This is a genomic window from Pseudomonas sp. ATCC 43928, from assembly GCF_005938665.2.
Taxonomy (GTDB): Bacteria; Pseudomonadota; Gammaproteobacteria; order Pseudomonadales; family Pseudomonadaceae; genus Aquipseudomonas.
This window is the reverse complement of record NZ_CP041753.1, coordinates 3531716-3552781: the sequence shown is the minus strand read 5'-3', so window position 1 is coordinate 3552781 and position 21066 is coordinate 3531716. Positions and strand designations below refer to the sequence as shown.

Sequence of the window (21066 nt, the reverse complement as noted above, 5' to 3'; positions counted from 1 at the left end):
CACAACAAGCTCGCTCGCCACAAAAGTTGCGAGGGTCGCGATCCCGGCCTATGGTCCAAGCGAGGCTTTGACTGCGACGAGGCGCTCGACTCGCTTCAGGTCGCTGTCCATCCAGTGCGGATACCCGTAGCGAGGTGACGACATGCCGAACAACTCCCGTCCCGCCGTGCTCGAACTGATCGGCAATACGCCGTTGGTGCGTATCAGCCGCTTCGATACCGGCCCATGCACACTGTTCCTCAAGCTTGAATCGCAGAACCCCGGTGGTTCGATTAAGGATCGCATCGGCCTGGCGATGATCGACGCCGCCGAGCGCGACGGTCGCCTGCGCCCCGGCGGTACCATCGTCGAGGCCACGGCCGGCAACACTGGCCTGGGGCTGGCACTGGTCGGTCGCGCCAAGGGCTATCGGGTGGTACTGGTGGTGCCGGACAAGATGTCCACCGAGAAAGTCCTTCACCTCAAAGCGATGGGCGCCGAGGTGCATATCACCCGCTCCGACGTCGGCAAGGGCCATCCCGATTATTACCAGGACGTCGCTGCGCGGCTGGCCAAGGACATTCCCGACGCCTTCTTCGCCGATCAGTTCAACAACCCGGCCAACCCGCTGGCCCACGAGTGCAGCACCGCGCCGGAGATCTGGGCGCAGACTCAGCATGATGTGGATGCCATCGTGGTTGGTGTCGGTTCGGCCGGCACGCTGACCGGGCTGACTCGTTTCTTTCAGCGCGTACAACCGAATCTGGAAATGGTGCTGGCCGACCCGGTCGGCTCGGTGATGGCGGAATACAGCCGCAGCGGCACCCTTGGTACGCCCGGCTCCTGGGCGGTGGAGGGCATCGGCGAGGACTTCATTCCGTCGATTGCCGACCTTTCCAGCGTGCGCAAGGCCTATTCGATCAGCGACGAGGAAAGCTTCGATCATGCCCGTCAGCTGCTGCGCGCCGAAGGCATTCTCGGCGGCTCTTCGACGGGCACCTTGCTGGCGGCGGCATTGCGTTACTGCCGCGAGCAGACCGAGCCGAAGCGGGTGGTCAGTTTCGTTTGCGACACCGGCACCCGTTATCTGTCGAAGATCTATAACGACCAGTGGATGAACGATCAGGGCTTGCTTGCGCGCAAACGCTACGGCGATTTACGTGACCTGATTGCGCGGCGTTTCGAGGATGGCCGGGTGGTCAGCGTCGGCCCGGACGACACCTTGCTCACCGCCTTCCAGCGCATGCGCCTGGCGGATGTGTCGCAACTGCCGGTGCTGGTGGATGGACAGCGGCTGGTCGGGGTCATCGACGAGTCCGATATTCTGTTTGGCGTGCATGAAGACGCCACGCATTTTCGCATGACCGTGACCAGCGCGATGACCGACAAACTCGAAACCCTGCCTCCCGGCGCCAGTCTTGCTGAACTGGAGGCGGTGCTCGACCGTGGGCTGGTGGCGATCATCGCCGATACCTCGGGCTTCCATGGCCTGATTACCCGCGTCGACATGCTCAATCACTTGCGGAGATCACTGGCATGAGTCAGCACGATGAAAGCACCGCGCCACGGGGCTTTGCCACCCGTGTGATCCATGCTGGACAAACACCGGACCCGACCACCGGGGCGCTGATGCCGCCGATTTACGCCAACTCCACCTATGCGCAGCAGAGCCCCGGTGTGCACAAGGGCTTCGATTACGGGCGTTCGCACAACCCGACGCGCTTTGCCCTGGAGCGTTGCGTGGCGGACCTTGAGGGCGGTACCCAGGCGTTCGCTTTCGCCTCCGGACTGGCGGCGATCGCCACTGTGCTCGAATTGCTCGACGCGGGTGCGCACATCGTTTCTGGCAATGATTTGTACGGCGGGACTTTCCGTCTGTTCGAACGGGTGCGCCGGCGCAGCGCGGGGCATCGCTTCAGCTTCGTCGATCTGACGAACCTGACGGCCTTCGAAGCGGCGCTGCAGGACGACACGCGAATGGTCTGGGTCGAGACGCCGAGCAATCCTTTGCTCAGCCTCACTGATCTCACCGCTGTCGCACGGATCTGTCGCGAGCGCGGCATCATCTGCGTGGCGGACAACACCTTCGCCAGCCCGTGGATCCAGCGGCCGCTGGAGCTGGGCTTCGACATCGTGTTGCACTCGACCACCAAATACCTGAACGGCCACTCCGACGTGATCGGCGGCATCGCAGTGGTCGGGCAGAATGCAGAACTGGCCGAGCGCCTGGGCTTTCTGCAGAACGCAGTGGGGGCGATCGCCGGGCCGTTCGACGCATTCCTCACCTTGCGCGGGGTGAAGACCCTGGCGCTGCGCATGGAACGTCATTGCAGTAACGCGCTGGAGTTGGCGCAATGGCTGGAACGTCAGCCGCAAGTGGCACGCGTGTATTATCCGGGCCTGCCATCGCACCCGCAGCACGAATTGGCGCGGCGGCAGATGCGCGGGTTCGGTGGGATGATTTCCGTCGAGCTGAACAGCGACCTGACGGGCGCCAGGCGTTTTCTCGAGAGTGTGCGGATCTTTGCCTTGGCCGAGAGCCTGGGCGGGGTGGAAAGCCTGATCGAGCACCCGGCGATCATGACTCACGCCACCATTCCCGCAGAAACACGCGCACAGCTAGGTATCAGCGATGCGCTGGTGCGTTTGTCTGTGGGGGTGGAGGATGTCGAAGACCTACGCGCCGATCTGGCCCAGGCGCTGATGCAAGTTGCGGCGACGCATTCCTTGTAGCAGCTGTCGAGCAGCGCGAGGCAGCGTTCGGCGGCGAAGCCGTCGTGAATCCGGTTGACATAGTCTGCCTGATACACCGTGAGTTCTGATTTTACGACGGCTTCGCCGCCGAACGCAGCCTCGCAGGCTCGACAGCTGCTACAAGCCGATCGGGCTCGGCAGCTGCTACAAAAAGCCCGCTAAATCGATAAGCGGGCTTTTTTTGTCGGGTGTTGGCTGTCAGGCATAACTCCTGAGCGTCTGCGGAGGAATGAACGCTTCCAGCTCATCCTCGACCGCTTCGATAATCCGCTCTACATCGGCGGCGTTCATGACCGTTGCACAAGGAATGCCGGCAATGGCGATCATGGTTTCGCCGCTGGCTCGGTCGAATAGACGAGCAACCATGCTGCCCGGTGCATCCATGGTCGCTTCGAAACCCATGGGATGAAAATGCCAGCGCATCAGCTGGCAGGCATTTGGAAAAGTGACCTTGCTGAATGAACCTTGATTCATGTGTTGCCCACCTTCTTCATCGAGCGCTTCCTTTAGCTCATGTTAGGAGGGAAGAGCCTTCAATGGCTCAACCGGTGACTGTCTTTAAAAGTAGCACCCGGATGTGAAAATCATGTGGATTTTTTCAGACCGTTCAGCGATTGGTTCAGTTTTTTTTGATGCAGGTCATGAGATACGGGCATCTCGGCCAAGGGCCAGCATTGCCGGGCATCCCATTGGTCATTGAAGCCCGGACAGAACTTCGGCAAGCTCGATTTTTTCTCGTCGAGTCCTCTATGCACGCCGATGATGATGGTCCGTCGCAAACCCAGGCCACGGGCGACACGGTCATGCGTTACCACCTGCGCTGGAAGCACCGCGATCTGGATGGTGTGATGGCGCTTTATCACCCGGACATTCAGTACAACGACTTTTTCCAGAACCGCGTGATGGGGCTGGACGCGTTGCGCGACTACGTGCGCGACAGCATGCCCCGGGATCCGGATGAGGCGCTGGAGCACTCGGACCGTATTCGACTGGATGGCAACACGGCGTTCATTCAATACCGCATCACCCTTCGCGGCGGTGAAGGGCTGGTGTCGTTTCGGACCAGCGAGGCGATCACCGTACGTGACGGGCTGATCTGGCGGGTCAATGAATACGCCACCCTTGTACATGAACAAACATCCGGCAAAGCCGCCCGCAACCTGCGCCCGGCGGTCAGTCGGCTCGGGTTGTCACCGCGACAGCTGAGTTTCATGGCCGAAGACTTGCAGCAGTATTTCCAGGGACAGCAGCCGTATCTGGATCCCGAACTCGACCTGCAACGGGTGGCGAAGGAGTGCGGTTACAGCCGCAATCAGATTTCCTACCTGTTGAACCAGGTGCTCGGCCAAAGCTTCTACCGTTACGTCAATCAGGCGCGGTTGCAGCATTTGCTCGCGGCACTGGACAGCGCCACTCCACCACTGCGTATCGATGAGCTGGCCTTTGCCGCAGGCTTCAATTCGCTGTCGGCGTTTTACAGCTGTTTCCGCCAGCACACCGGTCTGTCGCCCAAGGCTTACGCCAAACAAATTTCTTTGCGTGCACGCGCGCAAGACGGCCCCTGAGCCCACGCACTAGGATCGACGCCATCGAAGTATTGAGTGGCGGAGTCTTGCATGGCAGCGTGGCGAACGATCAGTTTGTGGATGGATCAACTCGACGAGCCGATGCTGGCGCGCCCGGCGCTGGAACAGGACCTGGACGTCGACGTGGCCATCATTGGCGCCGGGTACACCGGGCTCTGGACGGCGTACTACCTCAAACGCCTGGCGCCGGGACTGAACATCGCCATCGTCGAAGCCCAAACCGCGGGGTTTGGTGCGTCGGGCCGTAACGGCGGCTGGTTGATGGGCAATCTGCTGGGTGAAGACCGTTTGCTCGCCGGACTACCGGCGGAACAACGTCGCGCCTCTTTCGAGCTGTTGCACAGCATCCCTGATGAAGTAGAGATCGTCCTCGAACGAGAAGGCATTGACTGCGATTACCGCAAGGGCGGGGCGCTTTACTGTGCGGCGCGTTACCCGGAGCAGGAAGCCAGCCTGCGTGATTATCTGGACGCGCTCTACCGCCAAGGGCTGACCGAGGCCGACTACCGCTGGCTCAACACCGAGCAATTGGCGCAACAGATCAGAATTGCCAAACCTTATGGCGGTATCTATGCACCGCACGTGGCGACCATTCACCCGGCAAAGTTGGTGCGAGGTCTGGCACGGACGGTGGAGCGCATGGGGGTCAAAATTTATGAAAACAGCCCGGTCACCCAGTGGCAGTCGGGCAGTTTGCGTACCGCCCGCGCGCAGGTTCGCAGCCGCTGGATCGTGCCGGCGGTAGAAGGTTACGCAGTCACGTTGCCGCCGCTGGGTCGTTATCAATTGCCCGTGCAGAGTTTACTGGTGGCGACCGAACCGCTGTCCGCCGCGACCTGGGACGACATCGGTCTCAGCCATGGTCAGGCGTTCAGCGAAAGCAGCCGCCAGGTCACCTACGGCCAGCGCACGGCCGACAACCGTCTGGTGTTTGGCGCCCGTGGCGGCTATCAGTTTGCCGGCAAGTTGCGCCATGACTTCGAGCTGAGCGCCAGCGAAGTGCAGTTACGACGCTATCTGTTCGGTGAACTCTTCCCGCAGCTCAAGAACGTGCGAATCACCCACGCCTGGGGCGGCAACCTGGGGATGTCCCGGCGTTTCAAGCCGCACATGCTCTGCGATCAGGCCAGCGGCATCGCCTTGTCGGGCGGTTATGGCGGGGAAGGCGTGGGTGCCAGCAACCTCGGCGGGCGGACGCTGGCCGATCTGATTCTTCGGCGCGATACCGAACTGGTGCGCCAGCCGTGGGTGATTGCGGAGGGCGGTCTCGACGCGCTCAAGGCCTGGGAGCCGGAGCCCTGCCGCTGGCTGGGCTACAACGCAATCATCCGCAGCTTCGTTCACGAAGACCAGACCCTGGCCAATCCGTACACCGCGCCCTGGCGTCGCAAACTGGCCGGCCGGGTCGCGGGGTTCATGGAAGGTTTCATGCGCTGAACGACGATGCACTGATGTTGCCAGCCAACAGCCTCGGCATCTGGGACATCCAGGAAACCGTGCGCAAGACCTACGTTTTGATTTTTTGATCTCTGATTGCCTGCCAGTTCTCCAATAAAAAGAAAACAACCCATACAGGAATCGACCCATGATCCGAAAGACACTGACGCTTGCTCCACTTGCGCTCGTCGCGACGCTCAGTCAGGCCGCCGAGACCGTGAAAATCTACAACTGGTCGGACTACATCGCCCCGGACACCACAAAAAACTTCCAGAAAGAAACCGGTATCGCCTTCAGTTACGACGTCTTCGACAGCAACGAAACCCTGGATGGCAAATTGATGACCGGCACATCCGGGTATGACGTGGTATTCCCGTCCAACCACTTCATGGCCCGACAGATTGAGGGCGGGGCCCTGAAGAAACTCGACAAGAGCCAGCTGCCGAACTGGAAAAACCTCAACCCGGTGTTGCTCAAAACGTTACAAGCCAACGACCCGGGCAACGAGCATGGCTTCCCGTATTTATGGGGCAGCACCGGCATCGGCTACAACGTGGCCAAGGTCAAGGCGGTGCTGGGCGACAACGCGCCGGTGGATTCCTGGGACCTGATCTTCAAACCCGAGAACATGGCAAAACTGCAAAAGTGCGGCGTTGCGATCCTCGACAACGGGCCCGAACTGTTGCCGGCGGCGTTGAATTACCTGGGGCTGCCGCATCACAGCAAGAACCCCGAAGACTATAAAAAGGCCGAAGCGCTGCTGATGAAAGTCCGGCCCTATGTCAGCTATTTCCACTCGTCCAAATACACCAGCGACCTGGCCAACGGCGATATCTGCGTGGCCGTCGGCTTCTCTGGCGACATTCTCCAGGCGGAAAACCGCGCCAAGGAAGCCGGGAATGGTGTGGACATCGGCTATTCGATTCCCAAGGAAGGCGCGGCCATCTGGTTCGACATGGTCGCCATGCCCGCCGACGCCCCGGACGAGAAAGCCGGTTACGCGTTCATGAACTACCTGCTGCGTCCCGACGTCATGGCCGGCATCAGCAACTACGTGCACTACGCCAACGGCAACGAACAGGCCGACCACCTGATCGATCCGGCGATCAAGAACGACACCAAGGTGTATCCGAGCCCGGAAATGATGGGCAAATTGTTTGCCCTTGAGGCGATGCCGTTGAACATCGACCGGGTGCGGACGCGGGTGTGGAACAAGATCAGGACCGGTAGCTGATCGGTCTGCCTGCAACACCTCTCGAGTAGCGATGGCAAAAGGCGCGTGCGGTATTACCCGACGCGCCAGTCTGTCATTTGCTGGCGTCCAGCACGACGCGGTAACGCGCCTTGCCACTGCGTAGGTGATCAATGGCGTCGTTGATCCGGCTCATGGGAAAGTGTTCGACCTGCGGCAAGATCTGATGCCGGGCGCAGAACTCAAGCATGGTTGCTGTGTTACTGGGCGAGCCAACCGGCGAGGCGGACACACTCTTTTGTTGGGGCAGGAGGTTGAATACGTGCACTGGAATAGCGCCAGGCACGACGCCGACAAAGTGCAGGCGACCCTTGCCGCGCAGCGTGCCGAGCATGGCCGGCCAGTCGAGGTCGGCGTTGGCGGTGACCAGGAGAAAATCCAGGGTGCCGGCAATGGATTTCAGCGCGTTGCTGTCGGTAGAGGCGAGCACGTTGTGCGCGCCCAGGCGCCTGGCTTCGTCCTGCTTGCTCAACGACGAGGTAAAGGCCGTGACTTCGCAACCCCATGCGTTGAGGAAGCGTAGTGCCAGATGACCGAGGCCGCCGATTCCCACGACACCGACCCGGTCAGTGGGCTTGACGTCGAATTCCACGAGCGGGTTGAACACCGTCGAGCCTGCGCAGAACAGCGGTCCGGCCATGGCCGGGTCAAGTCCGTCCGGTATCGCAAGCGCCCAGGCCCAGTGCGAACGCAGGCGATCGGCGAAGCCTCCATTGCTGCCAACGATGGTGGGTTGGACTGTGCTGCACAGATTGTGGGAGCCTCCGATGCACGAGGAGCAATGCATGCAACTGCCCTTGTACCAACCAATGCCCACCCGTTGCCCCACTTCGAGACCGCGTACCTGTGCGCCCACTCGCACGATACTGCCGACTACTTCGTGGCCAGGGATAAACGGGTAGTGGCTCAGGCCCCATTCGTTATCGATCATCGACTGGTCGGAGTGACAGACGCCGCAATACTCCACGGCGACTTCCACCTCCTCGGCGCCCAATGGACCGGGGTCGTAGCTATAGCGCTCCAGCGGCGCGCCTGCCGATGTTGCGGCCCAGCCGGTAAAAGTTGTGAGTTCGGTACTGTTGCTCATGGGATACCTCCAGATCAGGAGACAGGGACTTTGGCCGTTCGGATGCGGTGGCCTGGCAAGCCAGAGCGTAATCAGTCTAGCAGGCCGCAATCACGAGCATGGTCTGAGGGCGGTGCCGGGATTAACGGGTCGTCGGAGCCCTGTCGTTGTCCACTGCGGCAACTAACTGGACGTTTAATTTGATTGATATCAATACACTGGCACTGATACTAAGAAGTCCAAAAAAAGAGAGCCAATCAACAAAAAAACAACTTACCAATATTTAATATTTAAATATGAAATTGTCGGACAATCCGGCTGAAACCCTGTACTAAGAACAATCTTTCGACAGCACAAGCAATGTTTGCTGGAGTTCTGCGAAACAGTTCAATTTGACGTCAAAAAAAATGTAGACGTTTGATTTCGAATTGTGTCAGTTTTCATACGCCTTCATTGGGCGAGTGATAGGACGATCTCGCCAGAGATTGTCGTATCGGACAAAAACTGTTCCATTGCTAAACAAGGAAGTGTGTTTATGTCGAAAGTAAAAGACAACGCTATTGATCTTGCCGAACAGGCCTTTGCACCATTGGCTGCCGCCAGTTCTGCCTACAACCAGATCGATAGTTTCAGCCATCAGTATGATCGGGGTGGCAATCTCACGGTCAATGGCAAACCCTCCTTCTCCGTCGACCAGGCCGCTACCCAGCTGCTGCGTGACGGCGCTGCTTACCAGGACAAGGACGGCAGTGGCAAAATCGAACTTACCTACACGTTCCTGACCTCGGCCTCGTCGAGCACCATGAACAAGCACGGCATTACCGGGTTCAGCCAGTTCAATACGCAACAGAAAGCCCAGGCCGTGCTCGCCATGCAATCCTGGGCCGACGTGGCCAACGTCACCTTCACCGAGAAGTCCTCCGGTGGTGACGGTCACATGACCTTCGGCAACTACAGCGGTGGTCAGGATGGCGCAGCGGCATTCGCTTATCTGCCTGGCACGGGCGCCGGTTATGACGGTACTTCGTGGTACCTGACCAACAGCAGCTATACGCCGAACAAGACGCCGGACCTGAACAACTACGGCCGTCAGACCCTGACCCACGAAATCGGTCATACCCTGGGGCTGGCCCACCCTGGCGATTACAACGCCGGTGAAGGTGCACCGACCTACAATGACGCGAGTTACGGGCAAGACACCCGCGGTTATAGCGTCATGAGTTACTGGAGTGAAAGCAATACCGATCAGAACTTCAGCAAGGGCGGTGTGGAAGCGTATTCTTCCGGCCCGCTGATGGACGATATCGCGGCCATCCAGAAGCTCTACGGTGCCAACACCATCACCCGTACCGGTGACACCACCTACGGCTTCAACTCCAACGCCGGTCGCGACTTCTTGAGCGCATCTTCCTCGTCGGACAAAGTCGTGTTTTCGGTGTGGGATGCGGGCGGCAAGGACACCCTGGATTTCTCCGGCTTTAGCCAGAACCAGAAGATCAACCTCAATGAAGCCTCGTTCTCCGACGTTGGCGGCCTGGTGGGCAACGTGTCCATCGCCAAAGGCGTCACGATCGAGAACGCGATTGGCGGCTCGGGTAGCGACCTGTTGATCGGTAACAGTGTGTCCAACGAACTGAAGGGCGGTGCCGGCAACGACATCCTCTTCGGCGCGGGCGGTGCAGACAAACTGTGGGGCGGCTCGGGTTCGGACACCTTCGTGTTCGCGGCCAGCAGCGACTCCAAGCCAGGCGCGGTCGACCAGATCCTCGATTTTGTCAGCGGCCTGGACAAGATCGACCTGACCGGCATCACCAAAGGCGCGGGCCTGCATTTCGTGAACTCGTTCACCGGTGCGGCAGGCGATGCAGTGTTGACCACTTCGGGCGGCAACAGCCTGTTGTCGGTGGACTTCTCCGGGCACGGTGTGGCTGATTTCCTGGTCAGCACCGTTGGCCAGGCGGCGTTCTCGGACATCGTGGCCTGATTCAAGGCATAAAGGAGGGCGGCGCTTTACGCGTCGCTCTCTGCCCCGATCCAGAGTAAAACGCCCTATGACCCAGAACGCTTTTACCTGCAAAACAACCGCGTGGCTGTTAGCGACGCTGATGATGTTTCTTGGAGAAGTAGCCATGGCAAGCAGTCTGAAATTAGCCGACCCGTCGGAGCTCGCCGGCAAATGGCAAGCCATTTTGAATACCGCGCAAGACTCGCCCGAGTCTCAGGCGCTGCAGGACAAACCGTCGAATGTCTGCACGATAGAGCTTAAATCGGACCAGACCCTGGGTGAGGGGGCCGATTGCTTCAGTGCCTGGCTGAACAAATCGGCGATGGGCTGGTTCCCGGAGCCGGACGGCATTGCCGTGACCGGGGAAGAAGGCTCAAGAATTGTGTTTTTCAGCCGACAGCATGAGGGGCTTTATAAAAGCACCTTGAAGTCGGGGCTGATTATTACGCTTAAGCGCGCAGCGCAATAAGCGAAAAGCGTCGGACCGATAGCAGTGCTGAATATAAAGACCGTTATTGCAGTTATAAGCAGCAGATCAATAACCGGGACTCTTTAAAGTTTAAAAAGAGTTGTTATTAATCTGTCAGCGATAACCGGCAAGAGAATGTCTCGACCCGCGTGCGGACAGTTAATTGGAACCTTGCCAAGTGAGGCGAGGCTTAATACCTCAGGAAAAACCAATGAAGATGGCGAAGAGCCCGGCCACCGCACCGTTATTCAAGGCACTGGGCGACTATAAGAGCATCTTGATCAGCGTCGGCTGCTTTACCGCATTGATCAACGTTCTGATGTTGGTCCCGTCGATTTATATGCTCCAGGTTTATGACCGGGTGCTGTCGTCGCAAAACGAAACCACACTGGCGATGTTGTCGCTGATGGTGGTCGGGTTCTTCGCCTTCATCGGGTTGCTGGAGACTGTGCGCAGTTTCATCGTCATCCGTATCGGCAGCCAACTGGAGCGCCGTTTCAACCTGCGGGTGTATCAGGCTGCTTTCGAGCGCAACCTGTTCAAGGGTGAGGGCAACGCCGGGCAATCCCTGGGCGACTTGACCCATATTCGCCAGTTTGTCACCGGTCCGGCGCTGTTTGCCTTCTTCGATGCGCCATGGTTCCCGGTCTATCTGTTTGTGATTTTCCTGTTTAACGTCTGGCTCGGCGTATTGGCCACCGCAGGGGCGGTGCTGCTGATCGGGCTGGCCTGCCTCAACGAGGCCATGACCAAAAAGCCTTTGGGCGAAGCGGCAGGGTTTTCCCAGAAATCCAGCCAACTGGCCACCAGTCATCTGCATAACGCCGAAACCATTCAAGCCATGGGCATGCTTGGTGCATTGCGCAAGCGCTGGTTCGGGGTGCACTCGCGTTTTCTCGGCCTGCAGAATCAGGCCAGCGATACCGGCGCGGTCATCAGTTCCTTGAGCAAAACCCTGCGCCTGTGCCTGCAATCCCTGGTCTTGGGGTTGGGCGCCTTGCTGGTGATCAAGGGCGACATGACCGCCGGGATGATGATCGCCGGCTCCATTTTGATGGGCCGGGTGCTGAGCCCCATCGATCAGTTGATTGCCGTGTGGAAACAGTGGAGCGGCGCCAAACTCGCGTACCGCCGCCTCGACGCCTTGCTGCAAGCCTTTCCTGCGAGTGACGAGGCCATGGCGCTGCCGGCACCGAAAGGCCAGATCACGTTCGAGCAAGTCAGCGCCGGCCCGCCGGGGCAGCGGGCAGCGACCTTGCACATGGTCAATTTCAACCTCGGCGCCGGCGAAGTGCTGGGCGTGCTCGGGGCTTCCGGCTCCGGTAAATCGACTCTGGCACGGGTGCTGGTCGGCGTCTGGCCGACGCTGGGCGGCACGGTGCGCCTCGATGGCGCGGACATTCATCGCTGGAACCGCGACGACCTCGGCCCGTATATCGGCTATTTGCCCCAGGACATCGAATTGTTCAGCGGCAGCATCGCCGAAAACATCGCCCGATTCCGTGAGGCAGACCCGCAAAAAGTCGTCGAAGCCGCGCAACAGGCTGGCGTCCATGAATTGATTCTGCGCATGCCCCAGGGCTACGACACCGTGCTCGGCGAAGACGGCAGCGGTTTATCCGGTGGCCAGAAGCAACGGGTGGCCCTGGCTCGTGCGTTGTACGGCCATCCGAGCCTGGTGGTACTGGATGAACCGAACTCCAACCTCGATACCGTCGGCGAAGCGGCACTGGCCGGCGCCATCGCACACATGAAGGCCCGGGGCACCAGCGTGATTCTGGTCACCCATCGTTCTTCGGCCCTGGCCCAGGCCGACAAGTTGCTGGTGCTCAACGAAGGTCGCTTGCAAGCCTTCGGCCCAAGCCAGGACGTGCTCAAGGCGCTTGCCGGCAACCCGTCGGCTACCCAGGAACAATCACGTGAAAAAGCCGCGCAGGCACCGGGCGGGCTCAGCATGAGCCGGCAGTATCAGCCCACGACCAGGAATTCGGGTGTATGAGCAGCACACGCATGAACCACGACAGCGAAGCGACGATGGAACACGATTACATTGCCGAACGCCCTGAGCGCGATGCCCGTTTCTTCGCCCGCATGGGTTGGATTCTGGCGATTGTCGGCGCCGGCAGTTTTTTCACTTGGGCGAGCCTCGCGCCACTCGACCAAGGCATCCCGGTGCAGGGCACCGTGGTGGTCTCGGGCAAGCGCAAGGCCGTGCAATCGATGAGCAACGGCGTGATTAGCCAGATTCTGGTGCGTGAAGGCCAAGTGGTGAAACAAGGCCAGCCGCTGTTCCGCCTCGACCAGACCCAGGTCGCGGCCGACGTGCAATCGCTGCAAGCGCAATACCGCATGGCGTGGGCCAGCCTGGCGCGCTGGCAGAGTGAACGGGACAACCTCAAGCAGGTGAATTTCCCCGCTGAACTGAGCAACGATCCCGATCCGCGCCTGGCGTTGGTGCTCGAAGGTCAACGGCAATTGTTCAGCAGCCGCCGCGAAGCGTTTTCCCGTGAGCAAGCCGCTTTGCGCGCGAACATCGAAGGCGCCAGCGCGCAACTGGCCGGCATGCGCCGCGCGCGCACGGACCTGACAGCCCAGGCCAGTTCCCTGCAACAACAGTTGAGCAATCTGCAGCCCTTGGCAGACAACGGCTACATCCCGCGCAACCGCTTGATGGAGTACCAGCGTCAGCTGTCGCAAGTGCAGCAACAATTGGCAGAGAACACCGGCGAAAGCGGCCGGGTGGAGCAGGGCATCCTCGAATCCCGACTGAAGCTGCAACAGCACAGCGAGGAATACCAGAAGGAAGTGCGCAGCCAACTGGCCGACGCGCAGCTCAAAAGCGTGACCCTGGAAGAGCAGCTGACTTCCGCCGGCTTCGACCTGCAACACAGCGAAATCGTCGCCACCGCCGATGGCATTGCGGTCAACCTTGGGGTTCATACCGAAGGCGCGGTAGTACGCCAGGGCGAAAACCTGCTGGAGATTGTCCCGCAAGGCACCAGCCTGGAAGTGGAAGGGCATTTGCCGATCAACTTGATCGACAAGGTCGGCACGCACTTGCCGGTGGACATTCTGTTCACCGCGTTCAACCAGAGCCGCACCCCGCGAGTGCCGGGCGAAGTCAGCCTGATCTCCGCCGACCAAATGGTCGATGAGAAAACCGGTGCGCCGTATTACGTGCTGCGCAGCAGCGTCAGCGATCAGGCGATGGAAAAACTCAACGGCCTGGTGATCAAGCCTGGCATGCCGGCAGAAATGTTCGTGCGCACCGGTGAACGTTCACTCCTCAACTATCTGTTCAAACCGCTGCTCGACCGGGCAGGCTCCGCGTTGACCGAGGAATAAGGATGTTCGGTTGTATGAATAAGCTTTCCCTGCTCGCAGCGACCCTGGCGTTGCTGACGTGCAACAGCGCAATGGCCATGGGGCCGTTCGACATCTACGAGCAAGCGTTACGCAATGATCCGGTGTTCCTCGGTGCCATCAAGGAGCGCGATGCCGGCCTCGAAAACCGCGACATCGGCCGCGCCGGGCTGTTGCCGAGGCTGGGTTACAACTACAACAAGGGGCGTAACTCCTCCAAGGCCACCAATCTGAATGCCCGCGGTAACAGCCAGAGTGAAGATCGCAACTACAGCAGTTACGGCTCGACCCTGACCCTGCAACAGCCGTTGCTCGATTACGAGGCTTACGCTGCGTATCGCAAAGGCGTGGCGCAATCGCTGTTCGCCGATGAAAACTTCCGTGGCAAGAGCCAGGAACTGCTGGTTCGCGTGCTGGAGAATTACACCAAGGCGCTGTTCGCCCAGGACCAGATCGACATCGCGCGCGCGAAGAAAAAAGCCTTCGAGGAGCAGTTCCAGCAGAACGAGCAGATGTTCCGCCAAGGGGAAGGCACGCGCACCGACATCCTCGAAGCCGAGTCACGTTACGAGCTGGCGACCGCCGAGGAAATCGAGGCGCGGGACGAACAGGATGCGGCTCTGCGGGAACTGGGCGCCCTGGTGGGTGTAGCCGCCATCGACATTGGCGACCTGACGCCGTTGGATCAGAACTTCCAGACCTTCACCCTGCAACCGGCCAACTACGACACCTGGCACGAGATGGCGGTGGCCAATAACCCGAACCTGGCTTCCCAGCGCCAGGCGGTGGAAGTGGCGCGCTATGAAGTCGAACGCAACCGCGCCGGGCACCTGCCGAAAGTCAGCGCCTACGCCTCGATGCGCCAGAACGAATCGGAAAGCGGCAACACCTACAACCAGCGCTACGACACCAACACCATCGGTATTGAAGTCAATATGCCGCTGTACGCCGGTGGTGGCGTCTCGGCCTCGACCCGGCAGGCCAGCCGCAACATGGAACAGGCTGAGTACGAGCTGGACGGCAAGACCCGGGAAACCTTGATCCAGCTGCGCCGCCAGTTCAGCGCCTGCCTGTCGGGGGTCAACAAGCTGCGCGCTTATCAGAAGGCCCTGACCTCGGCCGAAGCGCTGGTGGTCTCGACCAAACAAAGCATTCTGGGTGGTGAACGGGTCAACCTCGACGCATTGAATGCCGAACAACAACTATTTACCACCCGCCGGGATCTGGCGCAGGCACGCTACGACTATCTGATGGCCTGGACCAAGTTGCATTACTACGCGGGCACCTTGAACGAACAGGACTTGGCCAAGGTGGATGAGGCGTTCGGCCAGGGCGCGAGGGCACAGTAGCCGTTAGAAAACAGTGTGGCGAGGGAGCTTGCTCCCGCTGGGCTGCGAAGCAGACCCAATGGCGGTTGCTGCGCAACCGAACGGGAGCAAGCTCCCTCGCCACAGAATCACAGCAACACCTCGCCCCTGGGACCGGGGCCTAGAACTCTAAAAACGCCAAGAAAGCGAGATTTCATGCACATGGACGTACAGATCAAGCCGATGTCGGTCGGCACGCTGCTGATCTTGATTTCATCAGCGCCGGGTTCGGCCCTGGCGCAGTACCTGGAAACCGGCACCCTCGGTGACCCGGCCAGTTGGCGTTCGGCGGAGTTCCAGCGCGATTGGGGCCTGGGGTGGATGCAGGCCGATCAAGCCTATGCCGCCGGCATCACCGGCAAAGGCGTAAAAATCGGCGCGCTGGATTCCGGTTTCGATTCCAGCCATCCCGAATTCGCCGCAGATCGTTATCACGCGGTGACGGCCAGCGGCAGCTATGTCGATGGTTCAGCGCTCAATATCGACGGCACGCTCAACGCCCACAACGACTCCCACGGTACCCACGTCACCGGCACCATGGGCGCGTCCCGGGATGGCAGCGGCATGTACGGCGTGGCGTTCAACGCACAAATCTACGTCGGCAACACCAACAAAAACGACAGTTTCCTGTTCGGTCCCAACCCCGACCCGCGCTACTTCACAGCTGGACCTGAGCGGCAGCCTCGGTTGGCAGCACAACCTGAGCAACACCGACTCCGAAGAACACCTGGTGTTTGCCAGCGGTGGCGCACCGTTCGCGGTGCAGAGCTCGCCGCTGGTTCGTGATGCGGCGCTGGTGGGCGCCCATGCCAGCCTGGTCTTGAGTCGGGATATTCGGTTGAACCTCGATTACACCGGCCAACTGGCCAGCCGCGAGAAGAGCCATGGAGTAGGGCTGAGTCTCAATTGGCAGTTTTAGTAGCAGGACAAGACACGCCTTTGAAGGCCCAAGGATCTTTGCAACACAACTAAGGACGGTAGCTTGATGGATAACAAGTACAACAAACTTGCCTTGCTCTGTGCACTGGCAACCCTGGGCACCGCACACGCGGCACCCTACGTGGAAAACGGCAGGGTCGGTGACCCGAACAGTTGGCGCAGCGCGGAGTTCAACGCCGACTGGGGGCTGGGGGCGATCAACGCTCAGGAGGCCTATGCGGCCGGTTACACCGGCAAAGGGGTGAAACTGGGGATCTTCGACCAGCCGGTCTACGCCTTGCACCCGGAGTTTTCCGGGGCCAACAAGGTAATAACCCAGGTCACCAGCGGCATCCGCGAGTACACCGACCCATACATTCCGGTCAAAGCCGGGGACGCCTTTCTCTATGACGGTTCGCCTTCAGTAGGTTCCAACGGCAAACTCGGCGCCCACGGCACCCACGTTGGCGGGATCGCCGCGGGCAGTCGCGATGGCGGACCGATGCACGGCGTCGCCTTTGGCGCGCAAATCATCAGCGCTGACAACGGCGACCCAGGCCCGGAAGACGGCATCATCCGTGGCAACGACGGCGCGGTGTACAAGGCCGGCTGGGACGCCCTTATCGCCAGCGGCGCGCGGATCATCAACAACAGCTGGGGCATCGGCATCACCGACCGCTTCGACCTCGGAGGCCGGGACCCGGCATACCCGCACTTCACCGTGCAGGACGCGCAACTGCAATTCAACGAAATCCAGACCTTGCTCGGGACCAAACCCGGCGCTGCCTACGACGGCGCCATTGCGGCGGCCCGCAGCGGCATCGTCACGATCTTCGCCGCCGGCAACGATTACAACCTCAACAACCCGGACGCCATCGCCGGCCTCGGTTACTTCGTCCCCCAGATCGCGCCGAACTGGATGACCGTCGCCGCGTTGCAGAAGAACCCGGACATCAACAGCCCCGACCTCTACACCATCAGCACCTTCTCGTCGCGCTGCGGCTACACCGCGAGTTTCTGCGTGTCGGCACCGGGCAGCCGCATCTATAGCTCGATCATCAGTGGCACCAACGCCGATAACCTGACCACCGGCTACGCCAACTACAACGGCACCTCGATGGCGGCGCCGCACGTTGCCGGCTCGGTGGCAGTGTTGATGGAACGCTTCCCGTACATGACCGGCGCGCAAGTTGCCAGCGTGCTGCGCACCACCGCCACCGACCTCGGCGCACCCGGCGTCGACGCACTGTACGGCTGGGGCATGATCAACCTGCGCAAAGGCATCGATGGCCCGGCGATGTTCGTCACCGAGCAGGACATTCCCGAGGAGTTCCGCATCAACGGCGCCTACGGCTCCAGCCAGTTTGTCGCGGACTTGCCGGGTATCGGCGCGATCATCGATGCTGGCAAACCCACCGAGCGTGTGTGCAATGACGTGCATTGCGGGCTCGACTATTGGCGTAACGACATTTCCGGCCATGGCGGCCTGACCAAGCAGGGCATCGGCACGCTGGTGCTGACCGGCGCCAACACCTACACCGGCCCGACCCTGGTCAATCAGGGCCGATTGGCGATCAACGGTTCGCTGCTGTCGGCCGTCACCGTCAACAACAGCGGCATCCTTGGCGGTAACGGCAGCATCGCGGCACTGACCGCGAAAAGCGGCGGTACTGTAGCCCCCGGCAATTCCATCGGCACCTTGCAGGTGGCGGGCGACGTGACCTTCGAACCTGGTTCGACCTACGCCGTAGAACTGTCGCCCACCAGCAGCGACCGGATCATCGCCGGCGGCAAGGCGATCATTGACGGCGCAACGGTCAGCCTGTCGCTGGAAAACAGCCCGACGCTGCTGACCACCGGCGAGGCGAAAACCCTGCTCGGCAATCAGTACAACATCCTGCAAGCGGCCGGCGGAATCGAAGGGCGCTTCGGAGCAGTGCTGCCGGATTACCTGTTTATCGGTGGCACCCTCGACTACGCGGCCAACGGCATTCAACTGGCCGTCGAGCGTAATGCGACGTCCTTCACCAGCGTTGGCCAAACCCCGAACCAACGCGCCGTGGCCGCTGCCGCCGAGCAACTGGGGGCAGGCAATCCGCTGTACGAAACCCTGCTGCTGTCGCCGACCGCCGCTGTCGCGCAACAAGCGTTCCAGCAGCTGTCTGGCGAGATTCATCCGGCGATCGGCACGCTGCTGATCAACGACAGCCACTACCTGCGCGATGCCGTCGGCGAACGTTTGCGCGAGCATGATCTGTTCGACGCCGGCGCACCGACCGATGACCGCAGCAATGCCTGGCTCAAAGTGCTCGGCGCCTGGGGCAAGAGCGATGGCGGGCATGACAACGCCAGTTCTAACAGCTCCATTGGCGGGTTGCTGGCCGGTGTCGATGGCTTGATCACTGAAGATACGCGCTTGGGTTTCGTCACTGGTTACAGCGACAGCTCATTGAGCATGGGCGATGGCACGCACTCTTCAGCTTCCGTCGACAGCTATCACTTGGGCGCCTACCTGGGCCATGAGATCGACGCGCTGCGCCTGAGTGTCGGCGGCGCTTACAGCTGGCATCGCATCGACGTCAAACGCGACCTGCAATTCGGTGACGTCAGCGGCAAGCAGAAATCCAAACGCGATGCGACCACCGCACAACTGTTCACCGAAGCGGCCTATCGCCTGGACCTGCAACCGCTGGCACTGGAGCCGTTCGCCAACCTGGCCTACGTGCATTTGAACAGCGACAGCTTCAGCGAAAAAGGTGATGCCGCCGCACTCAAGAGCGGCGAAAACAACCGCGATGCGGTGCTCTCGACCCTCGGTCTGCGGGCGAGCAAAGCCATTGCGCTGTCCGACCAGCATCAGTTGGAACTGTCCGGCACGCTCGGCTGGCAGCACAACCTGAGCAGCACCCGTTCCGAAGACCACCTGGCCTTCGTCAACGGCAACACCGCGTTCAGCGTGCAAAGCGTGTCCATGGACCGCGATGCGGCAGTGGTCGGGGCTCGTGCCGGACTGGCGCTGGGCCGCGATACCCGTTTGAACCTGGATTACAACGGGCTGCTCGGCTCCCGGGAAAAAGACCACGGTGTGGGCCTGACCCTGGACTGGCAGTTCTGATTTGACGCAAAGGAAGCCACAACATGGGACTGTTTGATTACAAAAATGCCGGCAGTGCGGCCGGCAAGGCGTTGTACTCCGACGCGATCGCGCTGACGCTCTACGCGTACACGCCCACCGGCCAGCCACTGCCAGCGACCGCTTGGGCGCCGATTGGCGCTGCAGCCCTGGGCTATCAGGGCAAGGTGGGGCCTCAAGGCACCTTCTATGGCGAGAAGGACGGTTTCACCAGCGCCGAAGCCGAAATCCTCGGTAAATACGACGGGGCAGGGCAGCTGATCGGCCTCGGCATTGCGTTCCGTGGCACTGGCGGCCTGGGTTACAGCGACACCTTCGGCGACATGAAAAACAATCTGCTGGCCGCGGTCGGACCGGCGGATTACGCGAGCAACTACGCGAAAAACGCCTTCGATACCTTGCTCAAAAGCGTCGCCGAGTTTGCCATCGCCCACGGCCTGAGCGCCAAGGACGTGCTGGTCAGCGGGCACAGTCTCGGTGGGCTGGGGGTCAACAGCCTGGCGGAGTTGAGCGGCAATAACTGGGGTGGTTTCTTCAAGGACGCCAACTACATCGCCTTTGCCTCGCCGACCCAAAGCGCCACCGACAACAACGTGCTGAACATCGGTTACGAGAACGACCCGGTGTTTCGCGTGCTCGACGGCACCACTTTCAGCAGTGGCTCGCTGGGCAAGCACGACGGTCATCAGGATTCGGCGACCAACAACATCGTCAACTTCAATGACCAGTACGCGTCCACCGCGCAGAACCTGGTGCCGTTCAGCATCCTCAACCCGCTGAACTGGTCGGCCCACGGCTCGTTGGGCTATGCCGACGGTTTGAACCGGGTGATCGACTCGCGCTTCTACGACCTCACCGACAAGGATTCGACACTGATCGTGTCCAACCTGTCGGAGTCGTCCCGAGGCACTACCTGGGTCGAGGACCTGGGCCGCAGCGGCGAGCCCCACACCGGCAGCACGTTCATCATCGGCACCGACAGTAATGACTGGCTCAAGGGCGGCGCCGGCAATGACTTCATCGAAGGTCGAGACGGTAACGACAGGTTCCGCGATGACGGCGGCTACAACCTGCTGCTGGGCGGCAAGGGCAGCAACACCTTCGAACTGCAGAAGCCGTTGCAGAACTTCAGCTTTGCCAATGACGGCGACGGCACCCTGTATGTGCGCGACGCCTACGGCGGCATCAGCATGACCCGCGACATCGGCGCGCTGGTGAGCAAGGAATCGGGCTCGTGGTGGGGCAGCAAGGAGGTGACCTACAACGTCACCGCCAATGGCTTGCTCAATGGCACGGAACTGACCCACTACAACCATTCGCTCAACGGCGATGCCTTCAGCAACACGCTGGTGGCCAGCGTCGACGGTGACTGGCTGTTCGGCAATGCCGGCGACGACCTGCTGCGCAGCGATAAAAGCCATGTGACCTTCGTCGGCGGCACGGGCAATGACGTGATGCATGCCTCGGGAGGCGGCAACACCTTTTTGTTCAGCGGCGCCTTCGGTTTCGACGCGATCAATGGCTACCAGGGCAGCGACAAACTGGTGTTCATGGGCGTCCAGGGCGCGGGGCAGGGCTATGACTACACCCAGCACGCTTCACAGGCCGGCAACGACACGGTGCTGAAGATTGGCGATTACGCCGTGACGCTGGTGGGGGTGGGACTGGATAACCTGTCGGCTTCGGGAATTACGTTTGCGTAAAGGCGGCATGCACTAGAGGCTCCGGGGCGCCTCG

Annotated in this window: 14 protein-coding genes and 3 pseudogenes; 15 read left to right on the top strand and 2 right to left on the bottom strand. The window is 60.6% G+C overall.

All coding sequences use genetic code 11. The features are described 5' to 3' along the window. Nucleotides 1–142 precede the first annotated feature (142 nt). The gene (locus FFH90_RS16265) at nt 143–1519 is read left to right on the top strand and encodes a cystathionine beta-synthase (RefSeq protein ID WP_064618027.1); all 1377 of its coding nucleotides are present in this window, start codon (nt 143–145) and stop codon (nt 1517–1519) included. Beyond that, a complete protein-coding gene (locus tag FFH90_RS16260) occupies nt 1516–2712 on the top strand; it encodes a cystathionine gamma-synthase (protein ID WP_138867586.1) in 1197 nt (398 codons plus the stop codon). Before FFH90_RS16265 ends, FFH90_RS16260 begins: the two co-directional genes overlap by 4 nt. Before the next feature lie 219 nt (nt 2713–2931). Here the strand turns inward: FFH90_RS16260 and FFH90_RS16255 are convergent, their stop codons facing one another. Then, a complete protein-coding gene (locus tag FFH90_RS16255; protein ID WP_018926009.1) occupies nt 2932–3207 on the bottom strand; it encodes a DUF1652 domain-containing protein in 276 nt (91 codons plus the stop codon). Nucleotides 3208–3482: 275 nt separating this feature from the next. Here FFH90_RS16255 and FFH90_RS16250 point away from each other — a divergent pair, with 275 nt between their 5' ends. The 4 genes and pseudogenes from FFH90_RS16250 (at nt 3483) to FFH90_RS16235 (ending at nt 6990) form a co-directional block, all read left to right on the top strand. Next, nucleotides 3483–4298: an AraC family transcriptional regulator gene (locus FFH90_RS16250; RefSeq protein ID WP_086944249.1), complete on the top strand. Its 816-nt coding sequence runs from the start codon at nt 3483–3485 to the stop codon at nt 4296–4298. Between the two features lie 51 nt (nt 4299–4349). Continuing rightward, on the top strand, nt 4350–5756 hold the full coding sequence (locus FFH90_RS16245) for an FAD-binding oxidoreductase (protein ID WP_138867585.1): 1407 nt from the start codon (nt 4350–4352) through the stop codon (nt 5754–5756). Between the two features lie 5 nt (nt 5757–5761). Beyond that, nucleotides 5762–5845 (top strand): annotated as a pseudogene (locus FFH90_RS16240) (cupin); the annotation flags it as partial. A gap of 59 nt (nt 5846–5904) precedes the next feature. Next, on the top strand, nt 5905–6990 hold the full coding sequence (locus FFH90_RS16235) for a polyamine ABC transporter substrate-binding protein (RefSeq protein WP_019579015.1): 1086 nt from the start codon (nt 5905–5907) through the stop codon (nt 6988–6990). Nucleotides 6991–7063: 73 nt separating this feature from the next. On the opposite strand, the gene FFH90_RS16230 is transcribed toward FFH90_RS16235, so the two are convergent. Continuing rightward, the gene (locus tag FFH90_RS16230; protein WP_064618017.1) at nt 7064–8095 is read right to left on the bottom strand and encodes an NAD(P)-dependent alcohol dehydrogenase; all 1032 of its coding nucleotides are present in this window, start codon (nt 8093–8095) and stop codon (nt 7064–7066) included. A 514-nt stretch (nt 8096–8609) separates the two neighbouring features. Here FFH90_RS16230 and FFH90_RS16225 point away from each other — a divergent pair. The 9 genes and pseudogenes from FFH90_RS16225 to FFH90_RS16185 all read left to right on the top strand — a co-directional run bounded on the left by FFH90_RS16225 (nt 8610) and on the right by FFH90_RS16185 (nt 21032). Then, entirely contained in the window at nt 8610–10058 is a 1449-nt protein-coding gene (locus FFH90_RS16225; protein WP_138867584.1) for a serralysin family metalloprotease, read from the top strand. A gap of 67 nt (nt 10059–10125) precedes the next feature. Beyond that, a complete protein-coding gene (locus FFH90_RS16220; RefSeq protein ID WP_111453381.1) occupies nt 10126–10548 on the top strand; it encodes an AprI/Inh family metalloprotease inhibitor in 423 nt (140 codons plus the stop codon). 211 nt (nt 10549–10759) lie between these two features. Then, nucleotides 10760–12547: a type I secretion system permease/ATPase gene (locus FFH90_RS16215; protein WP_064618015.1), complete on the top strand. Its 1788-nt coding sequence runs from the start codon at nt 10760–10762 to the stop codon at nt 12545–12547. Continuing rightward, on the top strand, nt 12544–13893 hold the full coding sequence (locus FFH90_RS16210; RefSeq protein ID WP_138867583.1) for an HlyD family type I secretion periplasmic adaptor subunit: 1350 nt from the start codon (nt 12544–12546) through the stop codon (nt 13891–13893). The genes FFH90_RS16215 and FFH90_RS16210 overlap by 4 nt, the downstream gene beginning before the upstream one ends. A 2-nt stretch (nt 13894–13895) precedes the next feature. Then, entirely contained in the window at nt 13896–15260 is a 1365-nt protein-coding gene (locus FFH90_RS16205; protein ID WP_138867582.1) for a TolC family outer membrane protein, read from the top strand. A gap of 180 nt (nt 15261–15440) precedes the next feature. Continuing rightward, nucleotides 15441–15944 (top strand): annotated as a pseudogene (locus FFH90_RS16200) (S8 family serine peptidase); the annotation flags it as partial. Then, a pseudogene (locus FFH90_RS30145) lies at nt 15940–16197 on the top strand (autotransporter domain-containing protein); the annotation flags it as partial. The pseudogenes FFH90_RS16200 and FFH90_RS30145, both read left to right, overlap by 5 nt. Before the next feature lie 66 nt (nt 16198–16263). Beyond that, nucleotides 16264–19311 (top strand): autotransporter serine protease, encoded by a 3048-nt coding sequence (locus FFH90_RS16190; protein WP_138867579.1) that lies wholly within the window; start codon nt 16264–16266, stop codon nt 19309–19311. Between the two features lie 23 nt (nt 19312–19334). Beyond that, the gene (locus FFH90_RS16185) at nt 19335–21032 is read left to right on the top strand and encodes a polyurethanase (RefSeq protein ID WP_138867578.1); all 1698 of its coding nucleotides are present in this window, start codon (nt 19335–19337) and stop codon (nt 21030–21032) included. Nucleotides 21033–21066 lie beyond the last annotated feature (34 nt).

Bases quoted from the DNA above. Each gene is read 5' to 3' on its own strand.
- FFH90_RS16265 (WP_064618027.1), top strand. From the start codon at position 143: ATGCCGAACAACTCCCGTCCCGCCGTGCTCGAACTGATCGGCAATACG.
- FFH90_RS16260 (WP_138867586.1), top strand. From the start codon at position 1,516: ATGAGTCAGCACGATGAAAGCACCGCGCCACGGGGCTTTGCCACCCGT.
- FFH90_RS16255 (WP_018926009.1), bottom strand. From the start codon at position 3,207: ATGAATCAAGGTTCATTCAGCAAGGTCACTTTTCCAAATGCCTGCCAG.
- FFH90_RS16250 (WP_086944249.1), top strand. From the start codon at position 3,483: ATGCACGCCGATGATGATGGTCCGTCGCAAACCCAGGCCACGGGCGAC.
- FFH90_RS16245 (WP_138867585.1), top strand. From the start codon at position 4,350: ATGGCAGCGTGGCGAACGATCAGTTTGTGGATGGATCAACTCGACGAG.
- FFH90_RS16235 (WP_019579015.1), top strand. From the start codon at position 5,905: ATGATCCGAAAGACACTGACGCTTGCTCCACTTGCGCTCGTCGCGACG.
- FFH90_RS16230 (WP_064618017.1), bottom strand. From the start codon at position 8,095: ATGAGCAACAGTACCGAACTCACAACTTTTACCGGCTGGGCCGCAACA.
- FFH90_RS16225 (WP_138867584.1), top strand. From the start codon at position 8,610: ATGTCGAAAGTAAAAGACAACGCTATTGATCTTGCCGAACAGGCCTTT.
- FFH90_RS16220 (WP_111453381.1), top strand. From the start codon at position 10,126: ATGACCCAGAACGCTTTTACCTGCAAAACAACCGCGTGGCTGTTAGCG.
- FFH90_RS16215 (WP_064618015.1), top strand. From the start codon at position 10,760: ATGAAGATGGCGAAGAGCCCGGCCACCGCACCGTTATTCAAGGCACTG.
- FFH90_RS16210 (WP_138867583.1), top strand. From the start codon at position 12,544: ATGAGCAGCACACGCATGAACCACGACAGCGAAGCGACGATGGAACAC.
- FFH90_RS16205 (WP_138867582.1), top strand. From the start codon at position 13,896: ATGTTCGGTTGTATGAATAAGCTTTCCCTGCTCGCAGCGACCCTGGCG.
- FFH90_RS16190 (WP_138867579.1), top strand. From the start codon at position 16,264: ATGGATAACAAGTACAACAAACTTGCCTTGCTCTGTGCACTGGCAACC.
- FFH90_RS16185 (WP_138867578.1), top strand. From the start codon at position 19,335: ATGGGACTGTTTGATTACAAAAATGCCGGCAGTGCGGCCGGCAAGGCG.